Below are 23,124 nucleotides of genomic sequence, written 5' to 3'. Positions count from 1 at the left end.
ACCCCAGCCGCGCTCACCACGCGGAACGAAAGGACCCTCATGCACCAGGACGAACCGCTCGTCGAGGCCCGCATCGCGCGACTCGTGCGGGACCGCGTCGACCCGAACGTCCACCGACGGGCATCGCCGGTGACGATCGAGGCCTGGCAGGTGCCGGACGAACCGGTGCCCTTCGCCGAGGCCGTGCAGCAGACGTACACGCCGTTCACGGTCGGCGAGCCGTGGGGCGCCCGACCGTGGGGCACCACGTGGTTCCGGGTCACCGGCACCGTGCCCGCGGACTTCGGCACGGCGGACGGCACCACCGCCGAGCTCCTCGTCGACCTCGGGTTCAGCAAGCGCCAGCCCGGGTTCCAGGCCGAAGGGCTCGCGTTCCGCCCGGACGGCTCCACCATCAAGGCCATCGAGCCGCGCAACGACACCGTCCCGCTGCAGGTCGGCCCGGGGGGAGTCGTTCGAGCTCTACGTCGAGGCCGGCGCGAACCCCGACATCGGCGGCGACGACTTCCAGGGCGCCACCCCGCTCGGCTCGAAGCACACCGCCGGCGACGTCCCGATCTACCGCCTGCGCGCACTCGAGGTCGTCGAACGCGACGACACCGTGTGGGAGCTGCAGCAGGACCTCTGGGTGCTGCGCGGTCTCATGGCCGAGCTCCCGACCGACGGCACCCGCGGCGCCGACGTGCTCCGCGTGCTCGAACGGGCTGCGGACGCACTCGACCCCGACGACGTGGCCGGGACCGCCGCCGACGCCCGCGCCGTGCTGGCGACGGCGCTCGCCGTGCCCGCCAGTGCTGCTGCGCACCGCGCGATCGCCGTCGGGCACGCGCACATCGACTCCGCCTGGCTCTGGCCGGTGCGGGAGACGAAGCGCAAGTGCGCCCGCACGTTCTCCAACGTGCTCGACCTGATGGACCGCGACCCCGACTTCACGTTCGCGTGCTCGTCCGCCCAGCAGTACGCCTGGATGCGGGACGAGTACCCGGAGGTGTTCGGCAGGATCAAGCAGCGCGTCGCCGAGGGGCGGTGGATCCCGGTCGGCGGCATGTGGGTCGAGTCCGACACGAACCTGCCCGGTGGTGAGGCCCTGGCCCGGCAGTTCGTCGCCGGCAAGCGGTTCTTCCTCGAGGAGTTCGGCATCGACACCCCCCGAGGCCTGGCTCCCCGACTCGTTCGGGTACACCGGCGCGCTCCCGCAGATCGTGCGCGCCGCGGGGTCGAAGTGGTTCGTCACGCAGAAGCCGTCGTGGAACGAGACGAACGTCATCCCGCACACGTCGTTCCTGTGGGAGGGCATCGACGGCTCCCGGGTCCTCACGCACCTGCCCCCCGGCGGACACGTACAACTCCGACGTCTCGCCCGCGGACCTGCACCGGGGGGGAGCGCCAGAACAAGGAGCGCGGCGTCGCGAACACCTCGATGCTGCTCTACGGCTTCGGTGACGGCGGTGGTGGCCCGACCCGCGAGATGGTCGCCGCAGCCCGACGCCAGCACGACCTGGACGGCTCGCCCCGCGTCGACCTCGGCACGCCGGCGCAGGTGTTCGAGGAGCTGGAACGGGCGCTGCCCACCCCCGGCGTCTGGTCCGGGGAGATGTACCTCGAGTTCCACCGCGGCACGTACACGTCGCAGGTCCGCACGAAGCAGGGCAACCGCCGCTCCGAGCACCTGCTCCGCGAGGCCGAGCTCTGGGCCTCCACCGCGGCCGTCCGGCTCGGGCAGGCGTACCCGTACGACGAACTCGAGTCGGCCTGGCACACCGTGCTGCTCCAGCAGTTCCACGACATCCTGCCGGGCTCGTCCATCGCCTGGGTCTACGAGAACGCGGAGGCCGAGTACGCCCGCGTCGCAGGTGTCCTCGAGGAACTGATCGGCACGGCGACCTCCGCACTCGCCACCGGCGGTACGGCCACCGCGGACCGGCCGGGAGGCCCGGCCGCGTCCGCCCCGCAGGTCCGGTTCAACGCGTCCCCGGTGGTCGCCGACGGCGTGACCGCGCTGGGAGCCGCGCCCGTCGACGTGGCGCGGGCCGTGCCTCCCGAGCCGGACGGCGACCGGTTCGTCTTCGACACCGGTGCGGTCGTCGCGACCGTCGACGCGGCCGGGCACGTCGTGTCGTTCGTGGACCGGGCCTCCGGGCGGGACGCCGTCGCCCCGGGCGCCGCAGCGGCGGAGTACACCGTGTTCCGCGACACCCCGAACCAGTGGGAGGCGTGGGACATCGACCGGGCGTACCAGCGCCACGGGTCCGCGCTCACCGCGACGAGCGTCACGGTCGAGGGTGACGCGCTCGTCGTCGTCCGTCCGTTCGGCAGCTCGACCGTGACCACCCGGTACACGGCGGCCGAGGGGCAGCCCGAGCTGGTCGTCGAGACCGAGGTCGACTGGCACGAGCAGCAGAAGCTCCTCAAGCTGGCGTTCCCGCTCGACCTCAAGGCCGACCAGGCGTCGAGCGAGATCCAGTTCGGGCACATCGACCGGCCGACGCACCAGAACACCTCGTGGGACTTCGCACGGTTCGAGACGAGTGCGCACCGGTGGGTGCACGTCGCCGAGCCGGGCTTCGGGGTCGCGATCGCGAACGACTCGACCTACGGGCACGACGTCACGCGGAGCACCCGGGCGGACGGCGGGACCACCACCCAGGTGCGGGAGTCCCTCGTGCGCGGGCCGAAGTTCCCCGACCCCGAGGCCGACCAGGGGCACCACGTGTTCCGCACCGTGCTGCGCGTCGGCGCCTCGGTGCTCGACGCCGCCGACTCCGGGTACCGGCTCAACCTGCCGGTGCGGACGGTGCCCGGCGACACGGCCGTCGAACCGCTCGTCACCGTGTCGTCGCCGCAGGTGTTCGTCGAGGCCGTGAAGCTCGCCGAGGACCGGAGCGGGGACGTCGTCGTGCGGCTGTACGAGGCGCTCGGCGGTCGGGCGACCGACGTCGGCGTGGACTTCGGGTTCGACGTCGCCGGCGTCACCCGGGTGGACCTGCTCGAACGACCGCTCGACGACGGGACGTGGGAGGACGGCGGACCCGTCGTGCTGACGCTCCGGCCGTTCGAGATCGTCAGCCTGCGGGTGCGACGGGCGTAGTCGGGCGGGACGACCGCGGCGTCGGACGGGGCTCTGGGTGCACCCGTCCGGCGCCGCTCGTGCATGGTGTGCCCCCCCTGCACTGGGGGGTCCGCGGCGGCCGGTGACCGCTCCGAGCGTGTGTGCGACCTGGGAGTCCGGCCGTGAGCGAGGCGGATCGGGCGTCTCCACCCCGTTCCGAGCAGATGTGACGCATACTCCGGAGACCGGAGATCATGCGTCCGTCGTCGACGAACGCACTGTGCCTCTCCCTCTCAGACAGGTGCCTCCATGGCCGCGTCACCGTTCCTCCGCAGCGTCCTGACGGGTGGTGCCGGTCTGGGCCTCGCAGTGTCGCTCGTCCTCACGGCGTCATCCGGCGCCTCCGCGGCCACCGAGATCGACGGGCCCGTCACACTCGGGACCGCTGCCACCTACGGCGTCCTCGGGGCCAGCGCCGTCACCAACACCGGACCGACCGTCGTCAACGGTGACCTCGGCGTCTCGCCCGGCACCGCGGTCACCGGGTTCGGAGCGGCACCGGACGGCGTCGTCACCGGCACGGTCCGGTCCCGCACCGAGGCCGCGCAGGCGCAGCAGGACGCCCGGACCGCGTACGACGCGGCCGCGGCACTCACACCGAGCGGCGTCGACGTCACCGACCTCGACAACCGTGCGCCGCTCGTCCCCGGGGTCTACTCCGGGGGGGTGCACTGGACCTGTCGGACGGCAACACGCTCACCCTGGACGGCGACGCGCAGTCGACCTGGGTGTTCCAGGCAGCGTCCACGCTGGTCGTGGGGACGGACACCCGGATCCTGATCACCGGCGGCGCGAGCTCGTGCAACGTCTTCTGGCAGGTCGGTAGCTCCGCGACCATCCAGAGCGGTGCGCAGTTCCAGGGCACCGTCCTCGCCCAGCAGTCCGTCACCGCGGTCACCGGTGCAACGGTCCAGGGCCGCCTGCTCGCCCTGAACGGCGCGGTGACGCTCGACACGAACACGATCACGCCGTCACAGACCTGCCCGCCGCCCGCCACCCCCCACGCCGACCGTCGCGCCGTCGATCACCTCCGGCACGCCCACGGACGCGACGACCGGACAGCCCTACAGCTACACCGTGACCGCCACCGGGACGCCGACGCCGACCTTCACCGCCACGGGCCTGCCGACCGGTCTCACGATCGACAGCACCACCGGCGTCATCTCGGGCACCCCGACCGCGCCGGGGTCCTCGACCGTGACGATCACCGCATCGAACGGCACCGGCCCGGCCGACACCCAGGTCGTCACCGTCCGGGTCCTGGCGCCCACCCCGACGCCGACCCCGACTCCCACCCCTGCGCCCGCCGCTCCGGTCCCGACGCCGACGCCCACCACGCCGACGCCGACCCCCCACCACGCCGGCCGGGACGACGCCGACCGGGACGACGCCGACCGCCGGTGACGTGGGCACCGGCACCGGTCGGACGCCCACCGGGACCCTTGCCTTCACCGGCAGCGACCCGACGCTCCCGCTCGGCATCGCCGGCGTGCTGCTGGCCGCGGGCCTCGGACTGACGGTCGTCGCCCGACGTCGTCGCGCAGGCCGCGTCTGACCCCGACCCCTTCCCAACGCACACGGCACCGCTCGTCCCCCCGACGGGCGGTGCCGTGTGCGCCCGAGCGTCGAGGCGGGGCCGCGCCTCTGCCCGGGAACCGGTCCAGCGCCTCCCGGCTAGCGTCGCGGCCATGGCCGTCACCGAGATCTGGCTCGTCCGCCACGGAGAGTCCACCGCCAACGTCGCAGCAGCCCGGGCGGAGGCCGCCGGGGCCGACGTCATCGAGGTCGACCACCGGGACGCCGACGTCCCGCTGAGCCCGCTCGGCGAGGAGCAGTCGCGAGCGCTCGGAGCGGAACTCGCCGAACGCGGGGTCGACGACGTCCCGGTGGTGCTCTGGGTCTCCCCGTACCGACGCGCGCAGCAGACGATCGGCATCGCGCTCGAGGCCGGCGGCCTCGCCGAACCCCCGCGCCGCGTCGACGAGCGACTCCGCGACCGGGAGCTCGGCGTGCTCGACCGGCTCACCCGGACCGGCTCGGCGAACCTGCACCCCGACGAGGAGCAGCGCCGGCAGTGGCTCGGCAAGTACTACCACCGACCCGCGGGCGGGGAGTCCTGGGTCGACGTCATGCTCCGGCTGCGCTCGATGTTGGCCGACGTGGACCGGCTCGACGGTGCCGACCGTCTCGTCATCGCCGCGCACGACGCCGTCGTCATGCTGGTCATCGCCGTCTGCCTCGACCTCGACGAGCCGGAGCTGATGGACTTCGCCGAGTCGCACACCGTCGCGAACGCCTCGTTGACCCGGCTCCGACGCGAGGGCCTCGGGAGCCGCTGGTCCCTCGAGGAGTTCTCCGGCACCGGCCACCTCGACGAGGACCCGGGCGCCACCGTCACCGAACACGAAGGCCGGAAGGACGACGCCCGTGTCTGAACCCACCCCCGTCACCCCGAACCTGCTGCGCGAGTGGGCCCTGCCGGAGGTCGGCGGGAGCAAGTACGGCCGCGGGCAGGTGCTCGTCGTCGGCGGCGCGGCCAAGACCCCGGGTGCCGCGATGCTGTCCGCGACCGCGGCGCTCCGCGTCGGTGGTGGCCGACTGACGCTCGCCGTCGCGGAGAGCGTCGCCCCGCACGTCGCCGTCGCCCTGCCCGAGTCCGGCGTGCAACCGCTGCCCCAGGACGACGACGGCCACGTCGCGGTCGGCGCCGTCGACACCCTGACGGACGACCTCGAGAGCGCCGACGCCGTGCTCGTCGGACCGGGCCTGGACGAACCCGACGGCAGCCGTGACCTCGTCGCCGGACTCGCCGCGGCGGTCGGTGACGACACGATCGTGGTGCTCGACGCCTTCGCGCTCGGTGTCGCGGCGGACCTCGTGGACGAACTCGCGCCCCTGCGCGGACGACTCGTGATGACCCCGAACTCCGGCGAGGCGGAACGGCTCCTCGGCCGTGACTGCTCCGACGACCACACCGACGCGGCGGAGATCGCCGAGCGCTTCGGCGCCGTCGTGTCGCTCGGCGGGGTCGTCGCCGCGCCGGACGGCCGGGCGTGGGCGAAGGGCACCGGTGCCGGCGGACTCGGGACGAGCGGCAGCGGCGACGTGCTCTCCGGCGCGATCACCGGCCTGCTGGCACGCGGGGCCGACGTCGCCCAGGCCACCGTCTGGGCGACGCAGGTGCACGCGGCGGCCGGCGACCGACTGGCCGTCCAGGTCGGGCCGATGGGGTACCTGGCGAGCGAGCTGCTCGGCGAGATCCCGCGGGTCCTGGTCGAGTTCGGCGCCTGACCGGGTCACCCCCCGGAGCGACGCCACCGCCTGCTCGATGCGCCGCGCGCGGGTCTCCGGTGCCTTCGCCTGCTCGACCGGGTCGACGAGCGCCCGCTTGCGCGACCCCGACAGGGTGTCGAACGCCGCACGGACCCCCGCCGCGCTGAGCGCCGCGTCGAGGTCGGCGGGCACGTCGACGGTCCGCGGCAGGGAGTCGACCTCGAGGGACACGGTCACGCTGTCCCCGGCCGCGATCCCGGCAGCCGTCCGGTGCTCCGCGGACAGCGGGACGAGGAACTCCCCTCCCATGACGCCGACCGTCGACCGGTACGTGTACCCGCCGTCGATCGTGACGACGACCGCGGGACGCCTGCCCGACCCGAGTTCCTCGACGACCTCGGCCGGGACGGGCAGGCCGGTCGCGTTGACGCGCGCCTGCCGGACGGTCGTCGTGAACTCCATGCGGGCCTCCAGGGCGGCTCGGCGGCGTCAGCCGCGGTCTCCGGCACGCGCGTCACGCACCACTGCGGATCCCCACGACGGTACCTGCGCCGGGGGCCTTCCGCCACCGGCGCCGACCGTCAGCGCTCGAAGCGGGCAGCGACCTCGTCGGCGAGGGCCGCGTCGACCCGTCGGCGCATGTCCTCCGACATGTCCGGGAGGCTCGTGACCGGTGCCCAGAACGCCTCCGTGTTCTCACCGTCGGCCGGGTACGGGTCGCCGGAGACCCAGCGGCAGGCGAAGACGAGGTCCATGTACTGGGCGCGGTCGCCGTTCGGGTAGGTCATCGGCTCGAGCGTCTGGACCCACGCCAGGCGTTCGGCGACGGCGACGACGTCGGCCTCCTCGAGGACCTCGCGCTCCGCGGCGACGGCGGGTTCCTCGCCCGGGTCGACGATGCCGGTGACCGGGGTGAGGGCGCCGTTGTCGGCACGGCGGACGACGAGCACCTCGCGGTCGTCGCCCTCGCCGCGGGTGACGACCGCGGTGACGCCGGTGAGCCAGAGCAGGTCGTTCCCGACCTTCTCGCGCAGGGACAGGACGAAGTCGGGAGTGGGCATGCCGTCACGCTACCGGCCCCGGGCCCACCTCCCGCCGCCGCGCTCACCCTGTCCGTGACTGGTCATGACCAGTAGGCTGACGACGTGGAGATCATCATCCTGCCCAGCCCGGCGGAGGTCGGTCGCGTCGCCGCGGCCAAGATCGCGTCGGTCGTCACCACGAAGCCCGCGGCGGTCGTCGGGCTCGCCACCGGGTCGAGCCCGCAGGGCATCTACGCCGACCTGCGCCGCCGGGTCGAGGCCGGCGAGCTGTCGTTCGCGCAGGCGCGCGGGTTCGCCCTCGACGAGTACGTCGGCATCCCGCTCGAGCACCCCGAGTCGTACGCCAGCGTCATCGCCCGCGACGTCGTCGAGCCCCTCGGCTTCGACCCCACCCGGGTGCGCGTGCCGGACGGCCGCGCGGGGGGACCTCGCCTTCGCCGCGAAGGAGTACGACGCCGCGATCCGCGCTGCCGGCGGGGTCGACGTGCAGATCCTCGGCATCGGGGCGAACGGGCACATCGGGTTCAACGAGCCGACGTCCTCGTTCGTGTCCCGCACCCGCATCAAGACGCTCGCGCCGTCCACGCGCGAGGCCAACGCACGGTTCTTCGACTCGCTCGACCAGGTGCCGACGCACTGCATGACGCAGGGACTCGGCACGATCCTCGAGGCCCGCGAGCTCGTCCTCGTCGCGCAGGGCGCGGCGAAGGCGGACGCGGTCGCCGCCGCCGTCGAGGGGCCGCTGTCGTCCTTCGTGCCGGGCTCCGCGCTGCAGCTGCACGAGCACGCCACGGTCGTCGTGGACGAGGAAGCGGCCGCGGGCCTGCAGCTCGCCGACTACTACCGGTACACGTACGCGAACAAGCCGGAGTGGCAGCGGTTCGAGTAGCCCCGCGGAGGTCAGCGGGCGGCGGCCAGGCGCGCGAGCCCCTCGCGCAGGGTCTCCTCCGAGCAGCCGAAGTTGAGCCGGACGTGCCCGATGCCCTGCCGCCCGAAGTCCCGCCCGTTCGACAGCGCCACCTGCGCCCGGTCCACCAGGAGCGGCGCGGGGTCGTCGCCCCACGGCAGGGCCCGCAGGTCGAGCCAGGCCAGGTAGGAGGCCTGCGGCTGCCGGTACCCCGCGCCGGGCAGCGCGGCGCCGAGCTCCTCCGCGAGGACCCGGCGGTTCGCCGCCAGCTCGGCGAGCAGGGACGCCAGCCACGGGCCGCCCTCCGTGAACGCGGCGACGCTCGCGGTGTACCCGAGGATCCCGGTGCGCTCGACGACCTCGCCCGGCAGTCCGTCGAACCACCCGCGGGCACGGTCCGACGCGCCGACCATGAGGGCGCACTTCGTGCCGGCGAGGTTGAACGCCTTGCTCGCGCTCGTCAAGGCGACCCCGAGGGCCGCGGCCTCCGGGCACGAGTCGAGGAACGGCGTGAAGACGGCGTCTGCGTGCACGAGCGGGGCGTGGATCTCGTCGGACACCACCACGGCGTCCCACTCGGCGGCGAGCCGGGCGAGTGCCGCCAGGGACTCCCGGTCGTGCACGAGCCCGAGCGGGTTGTGCGGGTTGCACAGCAGCACGGTCCGGGCGCCGTCCGCGAAGGCCTGCCGCACGCCGTCCAGGTCCATCCGCCAGCCGGCCGTCGTGTCGAACGGGTCGGCCGGGCCCTCGGGGGCGAGGAGCGGCACCTCGGTGACGGACCCGCCGGCTTCGCCGACGTACTCCCAGAAGGGCGCGTACACGGGCGGCATGATGACGACCTGGTCCCCGGGCTCGATCACCCGGCGGAGGACCTCGACCGCCGCGACCGAGACGTCGGTGGTGGTCCGGACGAGGTCGGGGTCCACCGACCAGCCCCACCGGTCGGCGGCGAAGTCGGAGAAGGCCTCGGGCAGCACCCGGTGATGCCCGACGTACCCGGTGTCGCCGTCGGTGACCGCCCGGACCAGGGCGTCCCGCACGGGTTCGGCGAGGGCGCAGTCCATCTCGGCGACGAACATCGGCAGCACCTCGGGGCCGAACGCGGTGTACTTCTCGCTCGTGCGGGTCCGGCGGGCATCGAACACGGAGACCATGACGCTCATGTCGTCATCCTCGCAGCACCTGGGTCCGGCGACCAGGGTGACCGGTCCCGGGCTCGGACGGCTCGAGGCGACCACCACGTGAACAGCCGCCGACCTCCCGGTGACGGTGGTGCCGTCCCCCCGTCCGAGGGGGGCTAGCGTCACGACCGTGACCCGTTCCCGCGCGCACCGTCGCCCGCTCCTCCGTCCGGTCCCGCTCGCCGCGGTTGCCACGATCGCCGCACTGCTCGGCACCGGGGCGGTGGTCGCCCCGGCCGCAGCCAGCCCGGGGACCGCAGCGTCCGGGGCGGGCGTGACCACGGCCTCCCGGCACGGAGCCGACCCGGCGGCGTCTGTCGACCCGTTCATCGGGACCAACCACGACGGCAACACCTGGCCCGGAGCCACCGCACCGTTCGGCATGCTCCAGTGGAGCCCGACGGGCACGAAGGGCGACCAGACCTCCACCCCGGTCGCGAACGGCTACTCGTACGACGTCAACCGGCTGCGCGGGTTCAGCCTCACGCACCTCAACGGCGCCGGCTGCGCTCCGGGTGCCGCGGGCGACGTGCCGATCATGCCGGTCACGACGCCCGTCACGACCTCGCCCTCCGCGGACTCGACCGACGCCGTCTACGCCGCCGGGTACTCGCACGACCAGGAGCACGCCAGCCCCGGCCGCTACGGGGTCACGCTCGACAACGGCGTCAGCACCGACCTCGCCGTGACCACCCGCGCCGGCATCGGCGAGTTCACGTTCCCGGCCGGGCAGGACGCCAACCTGCTCTTCCGCACGTCGAACTCGATCAACGGCAGCGAGGCCGCCGACACCCGTGTCGACGCCCGCACCCGCACAGTCAGCGGCAGCGTCCTGACCGGCGGCTTCTGCAGCCGCCGCGCGAACGGCGGCGGCGCGACGAACCCCGACCGGCGCAGCTACTACCGCCTGTTCTTCACGGCCACCTTCGACAAGCCGTTCACGAGCACCGGCACCTGGAAGGACGGTGCCGTCCAGCCGGGAGGCACGCGCGCCTCCGGCGGGGAGGGGTACCTCACCGGCGCCGACCGGGCCGGACGCGGCTCCGGCGCGTGGGTCGGGTTCGACGCGCGCCGGGGTGCCACCGTGCACGCGAAGATCGGCATCTCGTACGTCAGCGCCGCCGGCGCCGTCGCGAACCGTGACGCCGAGGTGCGGAAGCACGCCACCGTCGCCAGCGTGGCGGCCGACACCCGTGCCTCCTGGAACCGCGAACTCTCGCGCATCCGGGTCGGCGGCGGCACCGCGGACCGCACCACGCAGCTGTACACGGCCGTGTACCACGCACTCATGCAGCCGAACACGCTGAACGACCGCGACGGACGGTACCTCGGGCCGGACATGCGGGTGCACCAGATCGACCGCGGACACCGCGCCGTCTACGGCACGTACTCCGGATGGGACCAGTACCGGGCGCAGATCCAGCTGCTCGCGCTGTTGCGGCCGGACGTCGCCGGGGACATGGCGCAGTCGATGCTGCGGTTCGCCGAGCAGAACGGCGGCGTGTGGGACCGGTGGCTGCACCTCGGCGCACCGACCCACGTGATGACCGGCGACCCCTCGGCCGCGACCCTCGCCACCTGGTACGCCATGGGCGTCCGCAACTTCGACGTCCGTGCGGCCTACGCCTCGCTCCGCAAGCAGGCGACCGTCGAGAACGCCGACGCCGAGAGCGACATCGGGTGCCCGGGCCAGTGCCTGGCGCAGCGGCCCGCGCTCGACGAGTACCTGCAGCGGCACTACGCCGCGAACGACGACTGCTCGTGCTGGGGCGGCGCGGCCGAGACGCTCGAGGACTCCATCTCCGACAGCGCCCTCGGGTACTGGGCGTCGTCGCTCGGGCTGCGCTCCGACGCCCGGATGTTCGCCGCCCGGGGCAAGTACTGGGAGAACACGTTCAACGGGGCCGTCGGGTACCAGGCCGCGCGCCAGGCCGACGGGTCGTGGACGCCCGGGTGGTCGCCGTCGACCGGCACCGGTTTCGCGCAGGGGACGAGCGCGCAGTACACGTGGCTCGTGCCGCAGGACGTCAGCGGGCTGTCGTCCGCCCTCGGTGGGGACGCCGCCGCGGTCGCCCGGCTCGACGCGTTCTTCCACGACGCCTCGGGCAACTGGGCCGTGACCGGTGGCGACGCGACGCGGTTCGACCCGACCAACGAGCCCGACATCCACACGCCGTGGATGTACAACGCGCTCGGGCAGCCCTGGAAGACGCAGGAGACCGTGCGCCGCGTCGTCGACGACGCCTACCGCACCGGGCCGAGCGGCCTGCCGGGCAACGACGACCTCGGCACGATGAGCGCCTGGTACGTCTTCGCCTCCATCGGTCTGTTCCCGCAGACGCCCGGCCGGGCCGAGATGCTCATCGGGAGCCCGACGTTCAGCACCGTCGACATCCGGCGGTCGAGCGGGCAGCGGATCGTGATCCGGTCCTCGGGGACGGAGCAGTACGTGCAGGGCGCGCGGCTCGACGGGAAGACCCTCACGAAGTCGTGGGTGCCGGCATCGTTCGTCAACCGGGGCGGCACGCTGTCGCTCCGTGTCGGTGACTCCGCCGACACGACGTGGGCGACCGCGGAGCGCGACCGGCCGCGCGACCGGTGAGGCGGCGCCAGCTGACGCACGCCGGGGGGCCTGCGGCCAGCGGCACCACCGGGCAGTCCGACCACGCCGTCCCGATCCGGTGGTACGAGGCGTCCCCCCGCCCGGACCGCGGACACCCCGACGCTCCTCTGGCTCCACGGCGGCGGGTTCTTCCGGGGCGGGCTCGACCAGCCCGAGGCGCACGCGGTCGCGCAGGAACTGGCCCGGCTCGGCGTCCCGGTGGCCACGGTGGACCACCGCCTGGCGCCGGTCCCCGGCCTGGCATGGGTCCGGCAGCGGGCGGGGCGTCCCCCGGGTGCGGTTCCCGCTGCCCCTCGACGACGTGCTGCAGGCGTACCGGACGGTCGCCGCCCGGTCCCCGGACGGCGTGGTCCTCGGCGGCGCGAGTGCCGGAGCGTGCCTGGCGGCCGCCACGACGCTCCGCGCACTCGACGACGGGTCCTCCCCGCCGGCCGGAGCGGTGTTCGCCTACGGGTTCTTCCACCCGGTCCACCCCCGACACCACGACGCGCGGCGGCGCTCGCGTCGGCACCGGCGGATCACCCACGCGCCGTGGGCGTTGGACGTGATGAACCGCAACTACGTCGGTCGGGGCGGTGGGCTGTCGGACCGCTTCGCCTTCCCCGGCGGCCACGACGTCGGGGGGTTCCCGCGGGCGCTGTTCATCAACGCCGAGCACGACAACATGGCGGCCTCGGGAGACCTCTTCGCGGCGGAGCTCGGTGCCGCCGGTGTCGACGTGGCACACCACGTCCTGCCGGGTACCCGCCATGCCTTCCTGAACCGTCCGGCGCTGACGGAGTTCTCGACGGCCACGGCGATGATCGCGTCGTGGATCCGCGGGACGGCGGGGCCGGCCGACCGCTGAGGGCGGCCGGACCAGCTCCTGGGCTCAGCGCTCGGGCATGCCGCTCGCACCGGACGGCGTGACCCAGACGAGCGAGGACACGACCTGCCGACCCATGGACCGGGCGTTCGCCAGGGACGCACGGTTGCCGGGGTGGATGTGGCCCCAGAGGACGTCCGTCGGGCTGGCCGGGAGCGCGCGAGCCAGGTGCTGCCCGGTCGCCGTGCCGAGACCTCGACCCCGGTGACCGGCGTCGAGCACGATCTCCTGCACGCTGAACCCGGTCAGCCCGTACGAGTCGTCCCGCTCGGCGGCGACCACGCCAGCCACCGTGCCCGCCACGACGACCTCGAACAGGAGGCCCTGCTCGTCCGCTTCGGCAAGGGACTCCGCGTCGGCCGGTGTCGCCCAGTCGGCGGAGGTCGGCTGGTCGGCGATGCGTTCCCGGTAGACCGAGGCGACCAGTCCGGCGGCGTCCTCGGGGCTCGTCCGGACGAGCGTCACGTCCTCGTACCGACGGGTCGGCGGCTGCGCGGTGATCTCGTCGACCCCGCCGGCGACGACCAGCAGGTCTGCGCGCAGCGTGGCACCACGCGGGGTGGCAGCAGCGGCGCCGGGCGTCGAGACGTCGCCCGGCAGGTGGACCCGCAGGCACCGGGGTGCGAACGCGGCGTAGTGGTCCATGAGGACGGCGATGTCGTCGAGGCCCGCTCCGTCCGGCGTCGCCGTCGTCGCGATGACGTCGACGAAGGGTTTCTCGACGTCGCGCCCGCGGAACCGGATGCCGGCGACGGCCCACCCGCCACCCGGCAGGTCGATCCGCCGGTTGGCCCAAGCGAGGGGATCAGCCACGGGCAGCCCGACGGCGTCCCGCACCATCGCGCCCCACGCGGCGTCCCCGACGAGGTCGAGGGCCGGTCCGACCCACCCCGCGAGCGCGTCGCGCCAGGCAGGGTCCCGCTCCTTCGTCGTGTCCGGTGTCCAGGTGCCGAGGGCGTCCACGACGTCGGAGTGGTCCATAGCCACACTCTACGAGCGGCCCGAAGTCCGAGCGCCCGCTACCCGGCGAGCCGCTACCCGGCGACGCGGTCGACGGCGTCGAGGACCTCCGCCACCTCGGTGCGCGTCGTGTAGTCGACGTGCACGTCGGCGAACCGGACGACCCGGTCGCCGTCGACGACGAACACCGACGGGAACGGGATCTGCGCCGTGTGGTCGACGTTGCTGTCGGCGACGTCGAAGCCGAGCTGCGTGTGCGCCTCCCGCGCGGGCCCGTCCGGCTCGGTGACGATGCCGAGCTGCGCGGCCAGGGCATTTGCCGGGTCCGACAGGACGGGGAACGCCAGCTCGCCGTTCGCGATCGCCTGCTCCGAGCCCTCGGGCGTCTGCGGTGAGATCGCGATGAGCCGGACCCCGCGGGCGGTGAGTTCCGGCAGCAGGTCCTGCTGGTACGTGCGGAGCGTCAGGTTGCAGTACGGGCACCAGGCGCCGCGGTAGAACACCACGACGGCGGGGGGAGCCGTCGAGCTCGGCGGCCAGTGACGTGTCGGTGCCGGTCGCCGTCAGCAGCGCGGCGTCGGGGACGGTGTCGCCCACGCCGGCGGCGGTGCTCGGCACACCCGCTGCACGGAGAGCCGCCTGCTCCCGGTCGAACACCGCGCTCAGGTCGGGGCCGATCTGGGCGATGAAGCCCTCGTTGAACGTGTCGACCTGTTCGGCGATGGACTGCTCGGGCATCGGTGCTCCTCCGGGTGGCGGCGGTGGGTCCGCCGGTGCAGGGAGCCTATGCAGCCGGGTCGAGGCCGGCGCCGCATGCCGTCACGGAGTGTCACAGACGTCCGCGGACCGGAGCGCCGATCGTCAGCGCAGTTCGCGCCCGCCGCCCCACACCCGCCGCACCTCGAGCGTCGGCGACAGCGCGACGAGGTCCGCCGCGTACCCCGGCGCGAGTCGGCCGAGCCGGTCCCCGAGCCCGATCGCCGCGGCCGGGGTGCTCGTGAGCGCCGCCACGGCCTCGGGCAGCGTCCGCCCGGCGAGGGTCACGGCGTTCCGGAGTGCGACGTCCTGCGTCAGGGTCGACCCTGCGATGGTGTCCGTCCCGGCGACGCGCGCGACCCCGTCCGTCACGGTGACGTCGAGGGACCCGAGGCGGTAGTCGCCGTCAGCCGCTCCCGCCGCACCCATCGCGTCGGTGATGAGCGCGACCCGACCCGGGGCGGCGCGGAACAGCGTCGCGGCGACGAGGGGGTGCACGTGGACCGCGTCCAGGATCAGCTCGAGCGTGACCCGGTCGTCCGACACCGCCGCCCCGATCGGCCCCGGCGCACGGTGGTGTAGCCCAGGCATCGCGTTGAAGGCGTGCGTCAGGACGGTGGCGCCGGCGTCGAAGGCGGCACGCGCCTGGTCGAGCGTCCCCACGGTGTGTCCGACCGCGACCGTGACGCCCGCGGCGACGAACCGGCGGACGGCGTCGACCGCTCCCGGCAGCTCGGGCGCGATGGTGATCTGCCGGAGGACGCCCTCGCCGGCCTCGAGCAGGGTGTCGACGTCCGCCGGGGTCGGCGCGATGAGGTGGTCCTCGTTGTGGGCGCCCTTGTTGTGCGGGGAGAGGAACGGCCCCTCCAGGTGGACGCCGAGCACGAGCGGGTCCGTCGCCATCACGGTACGCACCTGCGCCAGCGACGCGACCAACGCGCGCACGGGGTTCGCGACGAGCGACAGGACCGACCGGGTGGTGCCGTGCGAGCGGTGCACCGCGAGGGCACGGGTGAAGGACTCGTCCTCGTACGCCTCGGTCGCGCCGCCGTGCCCGTGCAGGTCCGTGAAGCCGGGCGTCAGGACCGCGTCGTCGAGGTCGACGACCTCCTCCGCCGCGGGTGCGGCTCCGGACCCGGCCTGGAGGATCGTGTCGCCGCCGACGAGCACCCATCCGTCCTCGACGGACCCGGCCACGTCGACCAGGCGGGCGGCGCGCAACAGCGTGGTCCGGGCCTCCACGCGGTCCCCGCGGCCTGCGTCGGTCATGCGGTCTCCCGCCGGAACGCGACCACGCCGCTGACCGCAGCGACGACGACGAACACGAGCCCGACGACGGGGTGGCCGAGCGAGATCCAGGTGGCACCGGCGGCGACGACGAGGGCGGTCTCGACGACGGTCTTCCCGACCACGTCGGTCTCGATCGGGGAGCGCGGTGACCGGAAGAGGTACCAGACGACGGCCGCGAAGAGCGGGGCGCCGACGATGAAGAACACCGCCGGGAACGGGTACGGCCACGACAGGTAGCCCCAGTACGCCAGGGACAGCAGGCCGAAGGCACACACCAGGGACCGGAGGACGGTCCAGACGTCCACCGGGGGGATGCGGCGTGGGGGGCCGGCGCGGGCACGGGGTCGTCGCCAGGGTCGACCGGACTGCGGGGGAGCGTCGCGCATCGGCGGACCTACTTGAAGATGATCGTGCGGGCGCCGTCGAGGAGCACGCGGTCCTCGGCGATCCAGCGCACGGCCTGGGTCAGGGTGCGGGACTCCTCGTCCTGACCGATGGACACCAGCTCGGCGGGCTCCTTGGTGTGGTCGACCCGCACGACGTTCTGCTCGATGATCGGGCCCTCGTCGAGGTCGCTCGTGACGAAGTGCGCCGTCGCGCCGATGAGCTTCACCCCGCGGGCGTGCGCCTGCCGGTACGGGTTCGCGCCCTTGAAGCCGGGCAGGAACGAGTGGTGGATGTTCACCGCACGACCGGCGAGCGCCGCGCAGAGTTCGGGGGGAGAGGATCTGCATGTACCGGGCGAGGACGACGAGCTCGATGTCGTGCTCCTCGACCGCCTCGAGGATCCGGCGCTCCATCGCGGCCTTCGACCCGGCGTCGGACACCGGTCGGTGCTCGAACGGCACCGAGTAGAACGACGCCAGCTCGGCGAGGTCGGTGTGGTTCGACAGCACGAGCGGCACGTCGATCGGCAGCTGCCCGCCGCGCTGCCGGTACAGCAGGTCGTTGAGGCAGTGGCCGGCCTTCGACACGAGGACGAGCGTCCGCATCGGCCGGCCGACGATGTCGAGCTGCACGCGCATGCCGTAGCGCTGGACGACGGGAGCGAGGGCCTCCTGGAACGTCTGGCGGTCCACCGGTGCCATCACCTGCAGGCGCATGAAGAAGGTGTCCGTGTCCGCGCTGGAGAACTGCTGGGACTCGGTGATGTTGCCCTCGGCCGCGACGACCGCTCCGGAGACGGCGTGCACGATGCCGGGCTGGTCGTCGCAGACCAGCGTCAGGGTCCAGTGCGTGGGGGGTCTCGGGCGTCGGGGTCGTCACCGGATCAGGGTACCGGGGGGCGTGCGCGCGTCAGCGCGCGACCGGACGGGAGGCACGTGGCGGCGGTGGAACGGGCCTCCTGGCCGTCAGCGGGAGGAGATCGTGACGACCAGGTGCTCCTGCACGTACCCGAGCCAGTCGTAGACGTCCCGCAGGCCGATGCTGCCGTCGTCCCCGTCCAGGCCGTTGTCCGCGGTGTCCCGGTCCACGATGCCCAGGCGGTCCGCGATGGTGAGCCGCAGGTCGGTCAGCGACCGGAGCCAGGCCTGCTCGTCGGCGCGGGTGAGCGCTCCGTCCCGGGTGCCCGTCAGCCACTCGTGCACGACGGCCGCGTTGGCGGACTTGGCGGTGCGCAGGTCGTCCTGCGTGTACCGGCGGAACTCGGCGCTGGCCTCGTCGTCCCCCCGGGTAGGCGTCCGGGAACATCCGCGTCGCCACCGGGTCCGTCGCCAGGTCGTGGTCGAGGACCTGGCGCAACTGCTCCACGAGGGACGTCAACACGGCGCGCTCGCCGGAGGCCAGTCCGAGGTGCACGCCGTCGGCGCGACGGACGAAGGGGATCACGCGGCGGGGGGCCCGGTCGACGGTCGCCTGCAGGCCGTACCCGTGCATGGCCTCCACGTGTCGCTCCATCTCCTCGCGGTGCCCCGTCGCGACGACCGCCCGACCGTCGGAGTCGACCTGGTGCATGAGGCGCTCGGCCTTCGCCCGCGGGAACCCGAAGTACGACTCGAAGACGTAGGTGACGTACGACATCAGGTTCACCGGGTCGTCCCACACCACGGTCGTCCACGGGACGTCGGCCCGCACCGACGTGCGCTCGTCGAGGTCCGGACTCAGCATGGTCATGGGGACAAGGGTGACACGAACCTGCGGCCTCGGTACGATCGAACGGTCGCGACTGGCGTTGGATGGGTCACCATCGGGGAGCGACACCTGACACGGAGCGCAGCCGTACGCCTGGGCCGCGCCCACCCGTCCACCCCGTCGTACGCGTGTGCGCGGCGGCCAGACAACGAGGAGTCCCGTGTCCATCACCGATCTCACCCCCCGCCGCCGCGTCCGCCGACGCAGCCCGGACCACCTTCAACGCCCCGCTCGCCGAGGTCGACCCGGAGATCGCGGCCGTCCTCCAGCAGGAACTCGGCCGTCAGCGCGACACCCTCGAGATGATCGCGTCCGAGAACTTCGTGCCCCGCGCCGTCCTCGAGTCGCAGGGCTCGGTGCTCACGAACAAGTACGCCGAGGGCTACCCGGGCAAGCGCTACTACGGCGGCTGCGAGTTCGTCGACATCGCCGAGCAGCTCGCCATCGACCGCGCGAAGGCCCTCTTCGGTGCCGCGTACGCGAACGTGCAGCCGCATTCCGGCGCCAGCGCGAACGCCGCGGTCCTGCACGCCATCGCCTCCGCCGGCGACACCATCCTGGGCCTCGAGCTCGCCCACGGCGGCCACCTGACCCACGGCATGAAGCTCAACTTCTCCGGCCGCATCTACAACGCCGTGTCCTACGGCGTCGACCCGGAGACGTTCGAGGTCGACTACGACGACATCCGCGCGAAGGCGATCGAGCACCAGCCGAAGGTCCTCATCGCCGGGTGGTCGGCGTACCCCCCGTCAGCTCGACTTCGCGAAGTTCCGCGAGATCGCCGACGAGGTCGGTGCGACGCTCTGGGTGGACATGGCGCACTTCGCCGGGCTCGTCGCCGCGGGCCTGCACCCGTCGCCCCTCCCGCACGCCCACGTCGTCTCCTCGACCGTGCACAAGACGCTCGCGGGTCCCCGCTCGGGCATCATCCTGTCCAACGAGGAGTCGCTCTTCAAGAAGCTCAACTCGGCCGTGTTCCCGGGGCAGCAGGGCGGCCCGCTCATGCACGTGATCGCCGCCAAGGCCACCGCGTTCCTGCTCGCCGCGACGCCCGAGTTCAAGGACCGCCAGGAGCGCACGCTCCGCGGTGCGAAGGCACTGGCCGAGCGGCTGACGCAGGACGACGCCAAGGCCGCGGGCATCGACGTCCTCACCGGCGGCACCGACGTGCACCTGGTGCTCGTCGACCTGCGCGAGTCCGAGGTCGACGGCAAGCAGGCAGAAGACCTGCTGCACGAGGTCGGCATCACCGTGAACCGCAACTCGGTGCCGTTCGACCCGCGTCCGCCGATGGTCACCTCGGGTGTCCGCATCGGCACCTCGGCGCTCGCGACCCGCGGGTTCGGCGACGCCGAGTTCACCGAGGTGGCGGACATCATCGCGCTGACCCTCATGCCGAACCCGGACATCGAAGCGCTCTCGGCCCGGGTGGAGGCCCTGACCGACGCGTTCCCGCTCTACGCGTGAGCGCCGCGCTCCCTCGTGAGCGTTGGGCGGGGGGAGGGCAGTGCCGTCCGCATCGACGGCACCGTCCTCGCCGCGCGTACGCTCGACGACCTGAAGGTCCGCATCGACCGCCTGCACGACCACGGCTTCCGTCCCGGTCTCGGCACGATCATGGTCGGCGAGAACCCCGGGTCGGTCTCCTACGTCGCCGGCAAGCACAAGGACTCGGCGCAGATCGGGCTCGACTCGGTCCGCATCGACCTGCCCTCGTCCGCGAGTGCGGCCGACATCCGGGCTGCGATCCTGCAGATGAACGACGACCCGCGGGTCACCGCGTTCATCGTGCAGCTCCCGCTGCCGCAGGGCATCGACCCGATCCCGATGCTCGAGCTCATGGACCCGGCGAAGGACGCCGACGGCCTGCACCCGACGAACCTCGGTGAGCTCGTGCTCGCCGTCCCCGGTGGCGCCGGCACGATCGACGCCCCGCTGCCGTGCACCCCGCGCGGCATCGTCGCGATGCTCGAGGCGTACGGCGTCCCGATCCGGGGCGAGCACGTCACGATCATCGGGCAGGGGCTGACGGTCGGTCGTCCGCTCGGGCTGCTGCTCACCCGGCTCGAGGCGACCGCCACCCTCACGCACTCGCTCACCGAGGACGTCGCCGCCGAGTGCCGCCGCGCCGACATCATCGTCGCCGCGGCCGGGGTCGCCGGGCTCGTGCAGCCGGACTGGGTCAAGCCCGGTGCTGCGGTCATCGACGTCGGCATCAGTCGCATCGTCGACCCGGCGACCGGGAAGGCGAAGCTCCGCGGCGACGTCGATCCCGCGGTCGCGTCGGTCGCCGGTTTCCTGTCGCCGACGCCGGGCGGGGTCGGACCGATGACCCGCGCGATGCTCATGAAGAACGTCGTCGAGGCCGCGGAGCGCCACCTGAAGTAGGTGCGCGGACGCGGTAGGCCCGCCGTCGTCAGTCGGCGCAGATCGGCCCTGCACAACGAGAACCGGCTCGCGCCACGGACGTCCGTGGCGCGAGCCGGTTCTCGTTGTGTGGATACAGGTGACGCCGCGGTCCGCAGGAGCGTGGCGGCCGGGAGGCCCGGTGCCGGCCCGACGGGCGCGGCCGGCCGGCATGGCCCTTCGCGGTCAGCGACAGTCCGCGCGGCCGCCGGGCCGCGCACTGTCGCTCAGCGCGAAGCGCGCCCGGCCAGCTCCGCGCGCCGGGCGCCGCGCGGCCGCGCCGCTACGCGTCGCGCCGGGCGCCCTGCGCCGCGTGCACCGTGAACACGGTCGGCTCGCGGTACCCGGCGTCGGCGAAGGCGGCGGTGACGGCCGCGGCGATGCGCTCACGGGCCTCCCGGTCGACGAGCGCGATGGCCGAACCGCCGAAGCCACCACCGGTCATCCGGGCGCCGACGGCACCGTTCGCCATCGCGGTGTCGACGGCCAGGTCGAGCTCCGGCACCGAGATCTCGAAGTCGTCGCGCATCGACTCGTGTGACGCGACCAGCAGGGACCCGATCGCGCGGGGCCCGTCCGCGCGGAGCGTCTCCACGGTGTCGAGGACGCGCTGGTCCTCGGTGACGATGTGGCGGACACGGCGGAAGGTCTCGTCGTCCAGGAGCTCCTGCGCGCGCGGGAGGTCCTCGACGGACACGTCACGGAGCGCGGGGACGCCGAGCACCTCGGCGCCGCGCTCGCACGAGTCCCGACGGGCCTTGTAGCCACCGGTCGCATGGGCGTGCTCGACGCGGGTGTCGATGACGAGCACCTCGAGGCCGTTCGCCTCGAGCGCCAGGTCGACGACCTCGGTGTCGAGCGTGCGGCAGTCGAGGAACACGACCGCGTCCTGTTCGCCGAGGAGCGACGCGGACTGGTCCATGATCCCGGTCGGGGCACCGACGGCGTGGTTCTCGGAGTACTGCCCGACCTTCGCGAGGACCTTGCGGTCGAGGCCGAGCTCCCACAGGTCGGTGAACGCCAGCGCGACGCCGCACTCGATCGCGGCGCTCGACGACAGGCCGGCGCCCACGGGCACGTCCGAGTCGATGAACACGTCGAAGCCGGTCCTGTCGGACAGGTCGGCCCCGGCCTGCTCGCGGAGCGCCCAGGCGATGCCGAACACGTAGGCCGACCAGCCGTCCATGTTCTCGGGCGACAGCTCGTCGAGGGAGAGCTCGTGCACCGCGTCCGGCTCGAACGCCGATGCGACCCGGATCAGCCGGTCCTCGCGCTGGGCGATCGACGCCACCGTGCGCCGGTCGATCGCGAAGGGCAGCACGTACCCGTCGTTGTAGTCGGTGTGCTCGCCGATGAGGTTGACGCGACCGGGAGCGGAGTACCGCACCGCCGGCTCGTACCCGTAGACCTGCTGGAACGTCATGCGCGTTCGATCCCTCCTCGGATGAACTCGGCCGCCTTCTCGGGCACGAGGTCCCCGATCCAGGCGCCCATGGCGGCCTCGCTGCCAGCCAGGAACTTGAGCTTGTCCGCCGCGCGACGCGGGGACGTGATCTGCAGCATGAGCCGCACGGTGTCGCGCGCGGTGTGCACCGGCGCCTGGTGCCACGCGGCGATGTACGGCGTGGGGGGTGTCGTACAGCGCGTCGAGCCCGCGGGTGAGCCGCAGGTGCATGTGTGCGAGCTCGTCCTTCTCGGCCTCGGTCAGGCCGGCGAAGTCCGGCACGTGGCGGTGCGGCAGCATGTGGACCTCGATCGGCCAGCGTGCGGCGAACGGCACGAAGGCGGTGAAGTGCTCGCCCTGCAGCACCACGCGCTCTGACGCGCGCTCGTTCGCGAGGTGCTGCTCGAACAGGTCCGGCCCGAAGCGCTCGATCGACGCGAGCAGTCGTTGCGTGCGCGGCGTGACGTACGGGTACGCGTAGATCTGCCCGTGCGGGTGGTGGAGCGTGACGCCGATCGCCTCGCCCCGGTTCTCGAACGGGAACACCTGCTGGATACCGGGCATGGCGGAGAGGGCCGCGGTGCGGTCGGCCCAGGCCTCGACGACCGTCCGGGCCCGCGACTCGGAGATCGACGCGAACGAGCCGCTCGTCTCCGGGGAGAAGCACACGACCTCGCAGCGGCCGACGCTCCGGAGCTGACGGTCGAGACCGACATCGGACAGGGACTCGAGGGACTCCGGAGCGTCGTCCGCCTCGAGCATCGGACCGAACGACGGGGACCGGTTCTCGAACACCGCGACGTCGTACCGGCTCGGGATCTCGGAGGGGTTCGCAGCGGTCTGCGGTGCGAGCGGGTCCTGGTCGGCCGGCGGCAGGAACACCCGGTTCTGCCGACTCGCCGCGATGGAGACCCACTCACCGGTCAGGACGTCCTGCCGCATCCGCGCGGTCTCGGGCCGCGGGTCGAGGACGCGGTGGTCGATGCTCCGCTCGGCGGGGAGCGTCGAGTCCGCGTCGTCGAAGTAGAAGAGGTCGCGGCCGTCCGCGAGCGTCGTCGCACGTTTCGTGATCACCGCATCACTGTACTCCGGTACGAAGACTTGCGAAAGCAAGTGGAAGCAGACGAAACTCGT

15 protein-coding genes, 9 pseudogenes and 1 riboswitch are annotated in these 23,124 nt (G+C 73.2%); of the genes and pseudogenes, 12 read left to right on the top strand and 12 right to left on the bottom strand.

Annotated elements, in window-relative coordinates; translation table 11 throughout:
- Positions 1-39 precede the first annotated feature (39 nt).
- The 7 genes and pseudogenes from DEJ15_RS00200 to DEJ15_RS00175 all read left to right on the top strand — a co-directional run bounded on the left by DEJ15_RS00200 (position 40) and on the right by DEJ15_RS00175 (position 6,400).
- Positions 40-3,088 (top strand): annotated as a pseudogene (locus DEJ15_RS00200) (alpha-mannosidase).
- Between the two features lie 270 nt (positions 3,089-3,358).
- Positions 3,359-3,889 carry an ice-binding family protein gene (locus tag DEJ15_RS00195; RefSeq protein ID WP_284175346.1) on the top strand — a complete coding sequence of 177 codons (531 nt, stop codon included), beginning with the start codon at positions 3,359-3,361 and terminating at the stop codon, positions 3,887-3,889.
- Positions 3,838-4,017: pseudogene (locus tag DEJ15_RS17170) on the top strand (ice-binding family protein); the annotation flags it as partial. The gene DEJ15_RS00195 and the pseudogene DEJ15_RS17170, both read left to right, overlap by 52 nt.
- A 115-nt stretch (positions 4,018-4,132) precedes the next feature.
- Positions 4,133-4,513, top strand: coding sequence for an Ig domain-containing protein (locus DEJ15_RS00190; RefSeq protein ID WP_284176252.1), 381 nt, complete (start codon positions 4,133-4,135; stop codon positions 4,511-4,513).
- Between the two features lies 1 nt (position 4,514).
- A complete protein-coding gene (locus DEJ15_RS00185; RefSeq protein ID WP_110891115.1) occupies positions 4,515-4,664 on the top strand; it encodes an LPXTG cell wall anchor domain-containing protein in 150 nt (49 codons plus the stop codon).
- 133 nt (positions 4,665-4,797) lie between these two features.
- Positions 4,798-5,544 (top strand): histidine phosphatase family protein, encoded by a 747-nt coding sequence (locus DEJ15_RS00180; protein ID WP_110824162.1) that lies wholly within the window; start codon positions 4,798-4,800, stop codon positions 5,542-5,544.
- On the top strand, positions 5,537-6,400 hold the full coding sequence (locus DEJ15_RS00175; RefSeq protein WP_110824161.1) for an NAD(P)H-hydrate dehydratase: 864 nt from the start codon (positions 5,537-5,539) through the stop codon (positions 6,398-6,400). The genes DEJ15_RS00180 and DEJ15_RS00175 overlap by 8 nt, the downstream gene beginning before the upstream one ends.
- Positions 6,401-6,427: 27 nt before the next feature.
- Here DEJ15_RS00175 and DEJ15_RS00170 read toward each other — a convergent pair.
- Positions 6,428-6,844: pseudogene (locus DEJ15_RS00170) on the bottom strand (YdeI/OmpD-associated family protein); the annotation flags it as partial.
- Positions 6,845-6,963: 119 nt separating this feature from the next.
- Positions 6,964-7,443, bottom strand: a complete 480-nt coding sequence (locus DEJ15_RS00165; RefSeq protein ID WP_110824159.1) for an NUDIX hydrolase — start codon at positions 7,441-7,443, stop codon at positions 6,964-6,966.
- An 84-nt stretch (positions 7,444-7,527) separates the two neighbouring features.
- Here DEJ15_RS00165 and nagB point away from each other — a divergent pair.
- Positions 7,528-8,314 (top strand): annotated as a pseudogene (gene nagB, locus DEJ15_RS00160) (glucosamine-6-phosphate deaminase).
- Between the two features lie 11 nt (positions 8,315-8,325).
- On the opposite strand, the gene DEJ15_RS00155 reads toward nagB, so the two are convergent.
- A complete protein-coding gene (locus DEJ15_RS00155; RefSeq protein ID WP_110824157.1) occupies positions 8,326-9,495 on the bottom strand; it encodes a MalY/PatB family protein in 1,170 nt (389 codons plus the stop codon).
- A 148-nt stretch (positions 9,496-9,643) separates the two neighbouring features.
- Between DEJ15_RS00155 and DEJ15_RS00150 the strand changes: the two genes are divergently transcribed.
- Together DEJ15_RS00150 and DEJ15_RS00145 are read left to right on the top strand one after the other, a co-directional pair.
- Positions 9,644-12,115, top strand: coding sequence for a GH92 family glycosyl hydrolase (locus DEJ15_RS00150; protein ID WP_220032656.1), 2,472 nt, complete (start codon positions 9,644-9,646; stop codon positions 12,113-12,115).
- 295 nt (positions 12,116-12,410) lie between these two features.
- Entirely contained in the window at positions 12,411-12,983 is a 573-nt protein-coding gene (locus DEJ15_RS00145) for an alpha/beta hydrolase (protein ID WP_284175343.1), read from the top strand.
- A 24-nt stretch (positions 12,984-13,007) separates the two neighbouring features.
- Here the strand turns inward: DEJ15_RS00145 and DEJ15_RS00140 are convergent, their stop codons facing one another.
- The 7 genes and pseudogenes from DEJ15_RS00140 to clpS all read right to left on the bottom strand — a co-directional run.
- The gene (locus tag DEJ15_RS00140) at positions 13,008-13,982 is read right to left on the bottom strand and encodes a GNAT family N-acetyltransferase (protein ID WP_110824155.1); all 975 of its coding nucleotides are present in this window, start codon (positions 13,980-13,982) and stop codon (positions 13,008-13,010) included.
- A gap of 53 nt (positions 13,983-14,035) precedes the next feature.
- On the bottom strand, positions 14,036-14,467 hold the full coding sequence (locus tag DEJ15_RS00135; RefSeq protein WP_284175341.1) for a peroxiredoxin-like family protein: 432 nt from the start codon (positions 14,465-14,467) through the stop codon (positions 14,036-14,038).
- Positions 14,468-14,822: 355 nt separating this feature from the next.
- Positions 14,823-15,986, bottom strand: coding sequence for an N-acetylglucosamine-6-phosphate deacetylase (gene nagA / locus DEJ15_RS00130; protein WP_181419454.1), 1,164 nt, complete (start codon positions 15,984-15,986; stop codon positions 14,823-14,825).
- Positions 15,983-16,258, bottom strand: a pseudogene (locus DEJ15_RS00125) (YrdB family protein); the annotation flags it as partial. The gene nagA and the pseudogene DEJ15_RS00125, both read right to left, overlap by 4 nt.
- Before the next feature lie 143 nt (positions 16,259-16,401).
- A pseudogene (purU, locus tag DEJ15_RS00120) lies at positions 16,402-17,233 on the bottom strand (formyltetrahydrofolate deformylase).
- Between the two features lie 70 nt (positions 17,234-17,303).
- Positions 17,304-17,837, bottom strand: a complete 534-nt coding sequence (locus DEJ15_RS19175) for a DUF2017 family protein (RefSeq protein WP_502866178.1) — start codon at positions 17,835-17,837, stop codon at positions 17,304-17,306.
- 9 nt (positions 17,838-17,846) lie between these two features.
- Positions 17,847-18,122: pseudogene (gene clpS, locus DEJ15_RS00115) on the bottom strand (ATP-dependent Clp protease adapter ClpS); the annotation flags it as partial.
- 38 nt (positions 18,123-18,160) lie between these two features.
- A riboswitch (ZMP/ZTP riboswitch) is annotated at positions 18,161-18,246 on the top strand.
- Between the two features lie 67 nt (positions 18,247-18,313).
- Here clpS and glyA point away from each other — a divergent pair.
- Positions 18,314-19,607: pseudogene (glyA, locus tag DEJ15_RS00110) on the top strand (serine hydroxymethyltransferase).
- 15 nt (positions 19,608-19,622) lie between these two features.
- Positions 19,623-20,528, top strand: coding sequence for a tetrahydrofolate dehydrogenase/cyclohydrolase catalytic domain-containing protein (locus DEJ15_RS00105; protein WP_284175338.1), 906 nt, complete (start codon positions 19,623-19,625; stop codon positions 20,526-20,528).
- A gap of 301 nt (positions 20,529-20,829) precedes the next feature.
- Here DEJ15_RS00105 and galK read toward each other — a convergent pair whose 3' ends face one another.
- Positions 20,830-21,969 (bottom strand): galactokinase, encoded by a 1,140-nt coding sequence (gene galK, locus DEJ15_RS00100; protein WP_110824148.1) that lies wholly within the window; start codon positions 21,967-21,969, stop codon positions 20,830-20,832.
- Positions 21,966-23,064 (bottom strand): annotated as a pseudogene (galT, locus tag DEJ15_RS00095) (galactose-1-phosphate uridylyltransferase). Before galT ends, galK begins: the two are co-directional and overlap by 4 nt.
- Positions 23,065-23,124: the final 60 nt, after the last annotated feature.

It is taken from the genome of Curtobacterium sp. MCJR17_043, from assembly GCF_003224315.2.
Taxonomy (GTDB): Bacteria; Actinomycetota; Actinomycetes; order Actinomycetales; family Microbacteriaceae; genus Curtobacterium.
The sequence above is the reverse complement of the archived record's forward strand: the minus strand, read 5'-3'. Positions and strand labels throughout refer to the sequence as shown.

Coding starts and splice junctions, on each gene's coding strand:
- DEJ15_RS00195 (WP_284175346.1), top strand. CDS start 3,359: ATGGCCGCGTCACCGTTCCTCCGCAGCGTCCTGACGGGTGGTGCCGGT.
- DEJ15_RS00180 (WP_110824162.1), top strand. CDS start 4,798: ATGGCCGTCACCGAGATCTGGCTCGTCCGCCACGGAGAGTCCACCGCC.
- DEJ15_RS00165 (WP_110824159.1), bottom strand. CDS start 7,443: ATGCCCACTCCCGACTTCGTCCTGTCCCTGCGCGAGAAGGTCGGGAAC.
- DEJ15_RS00155 (WP_110824157.1), bottom strand. CDS start 9,495: ATGAGCGTCATGGTCTCCGTGTTCGATGCCCGCCGGACCCGCACGAGC.
- DEJ15_RS00140 (WP_110824155.1), bottom strand. CDS start 13,982: ATGGACCACTCCGACGTCGTGGACGCCCTCGGCACCTGGACACCGGAC.
- nagA (WP_181419454.1), bottom strand. CDS start 15,986: ATGACCGACGCAGGCCGCGGGGACCGCGTGGAGGCCCGGACCACGCTG.
- galK (WP_110824148.1), bottom strand. CDS start 21,969: ATGACGTTCCAGCAGGTCTACGGGTACGAGCCGGCGGTGCGGTACTCC.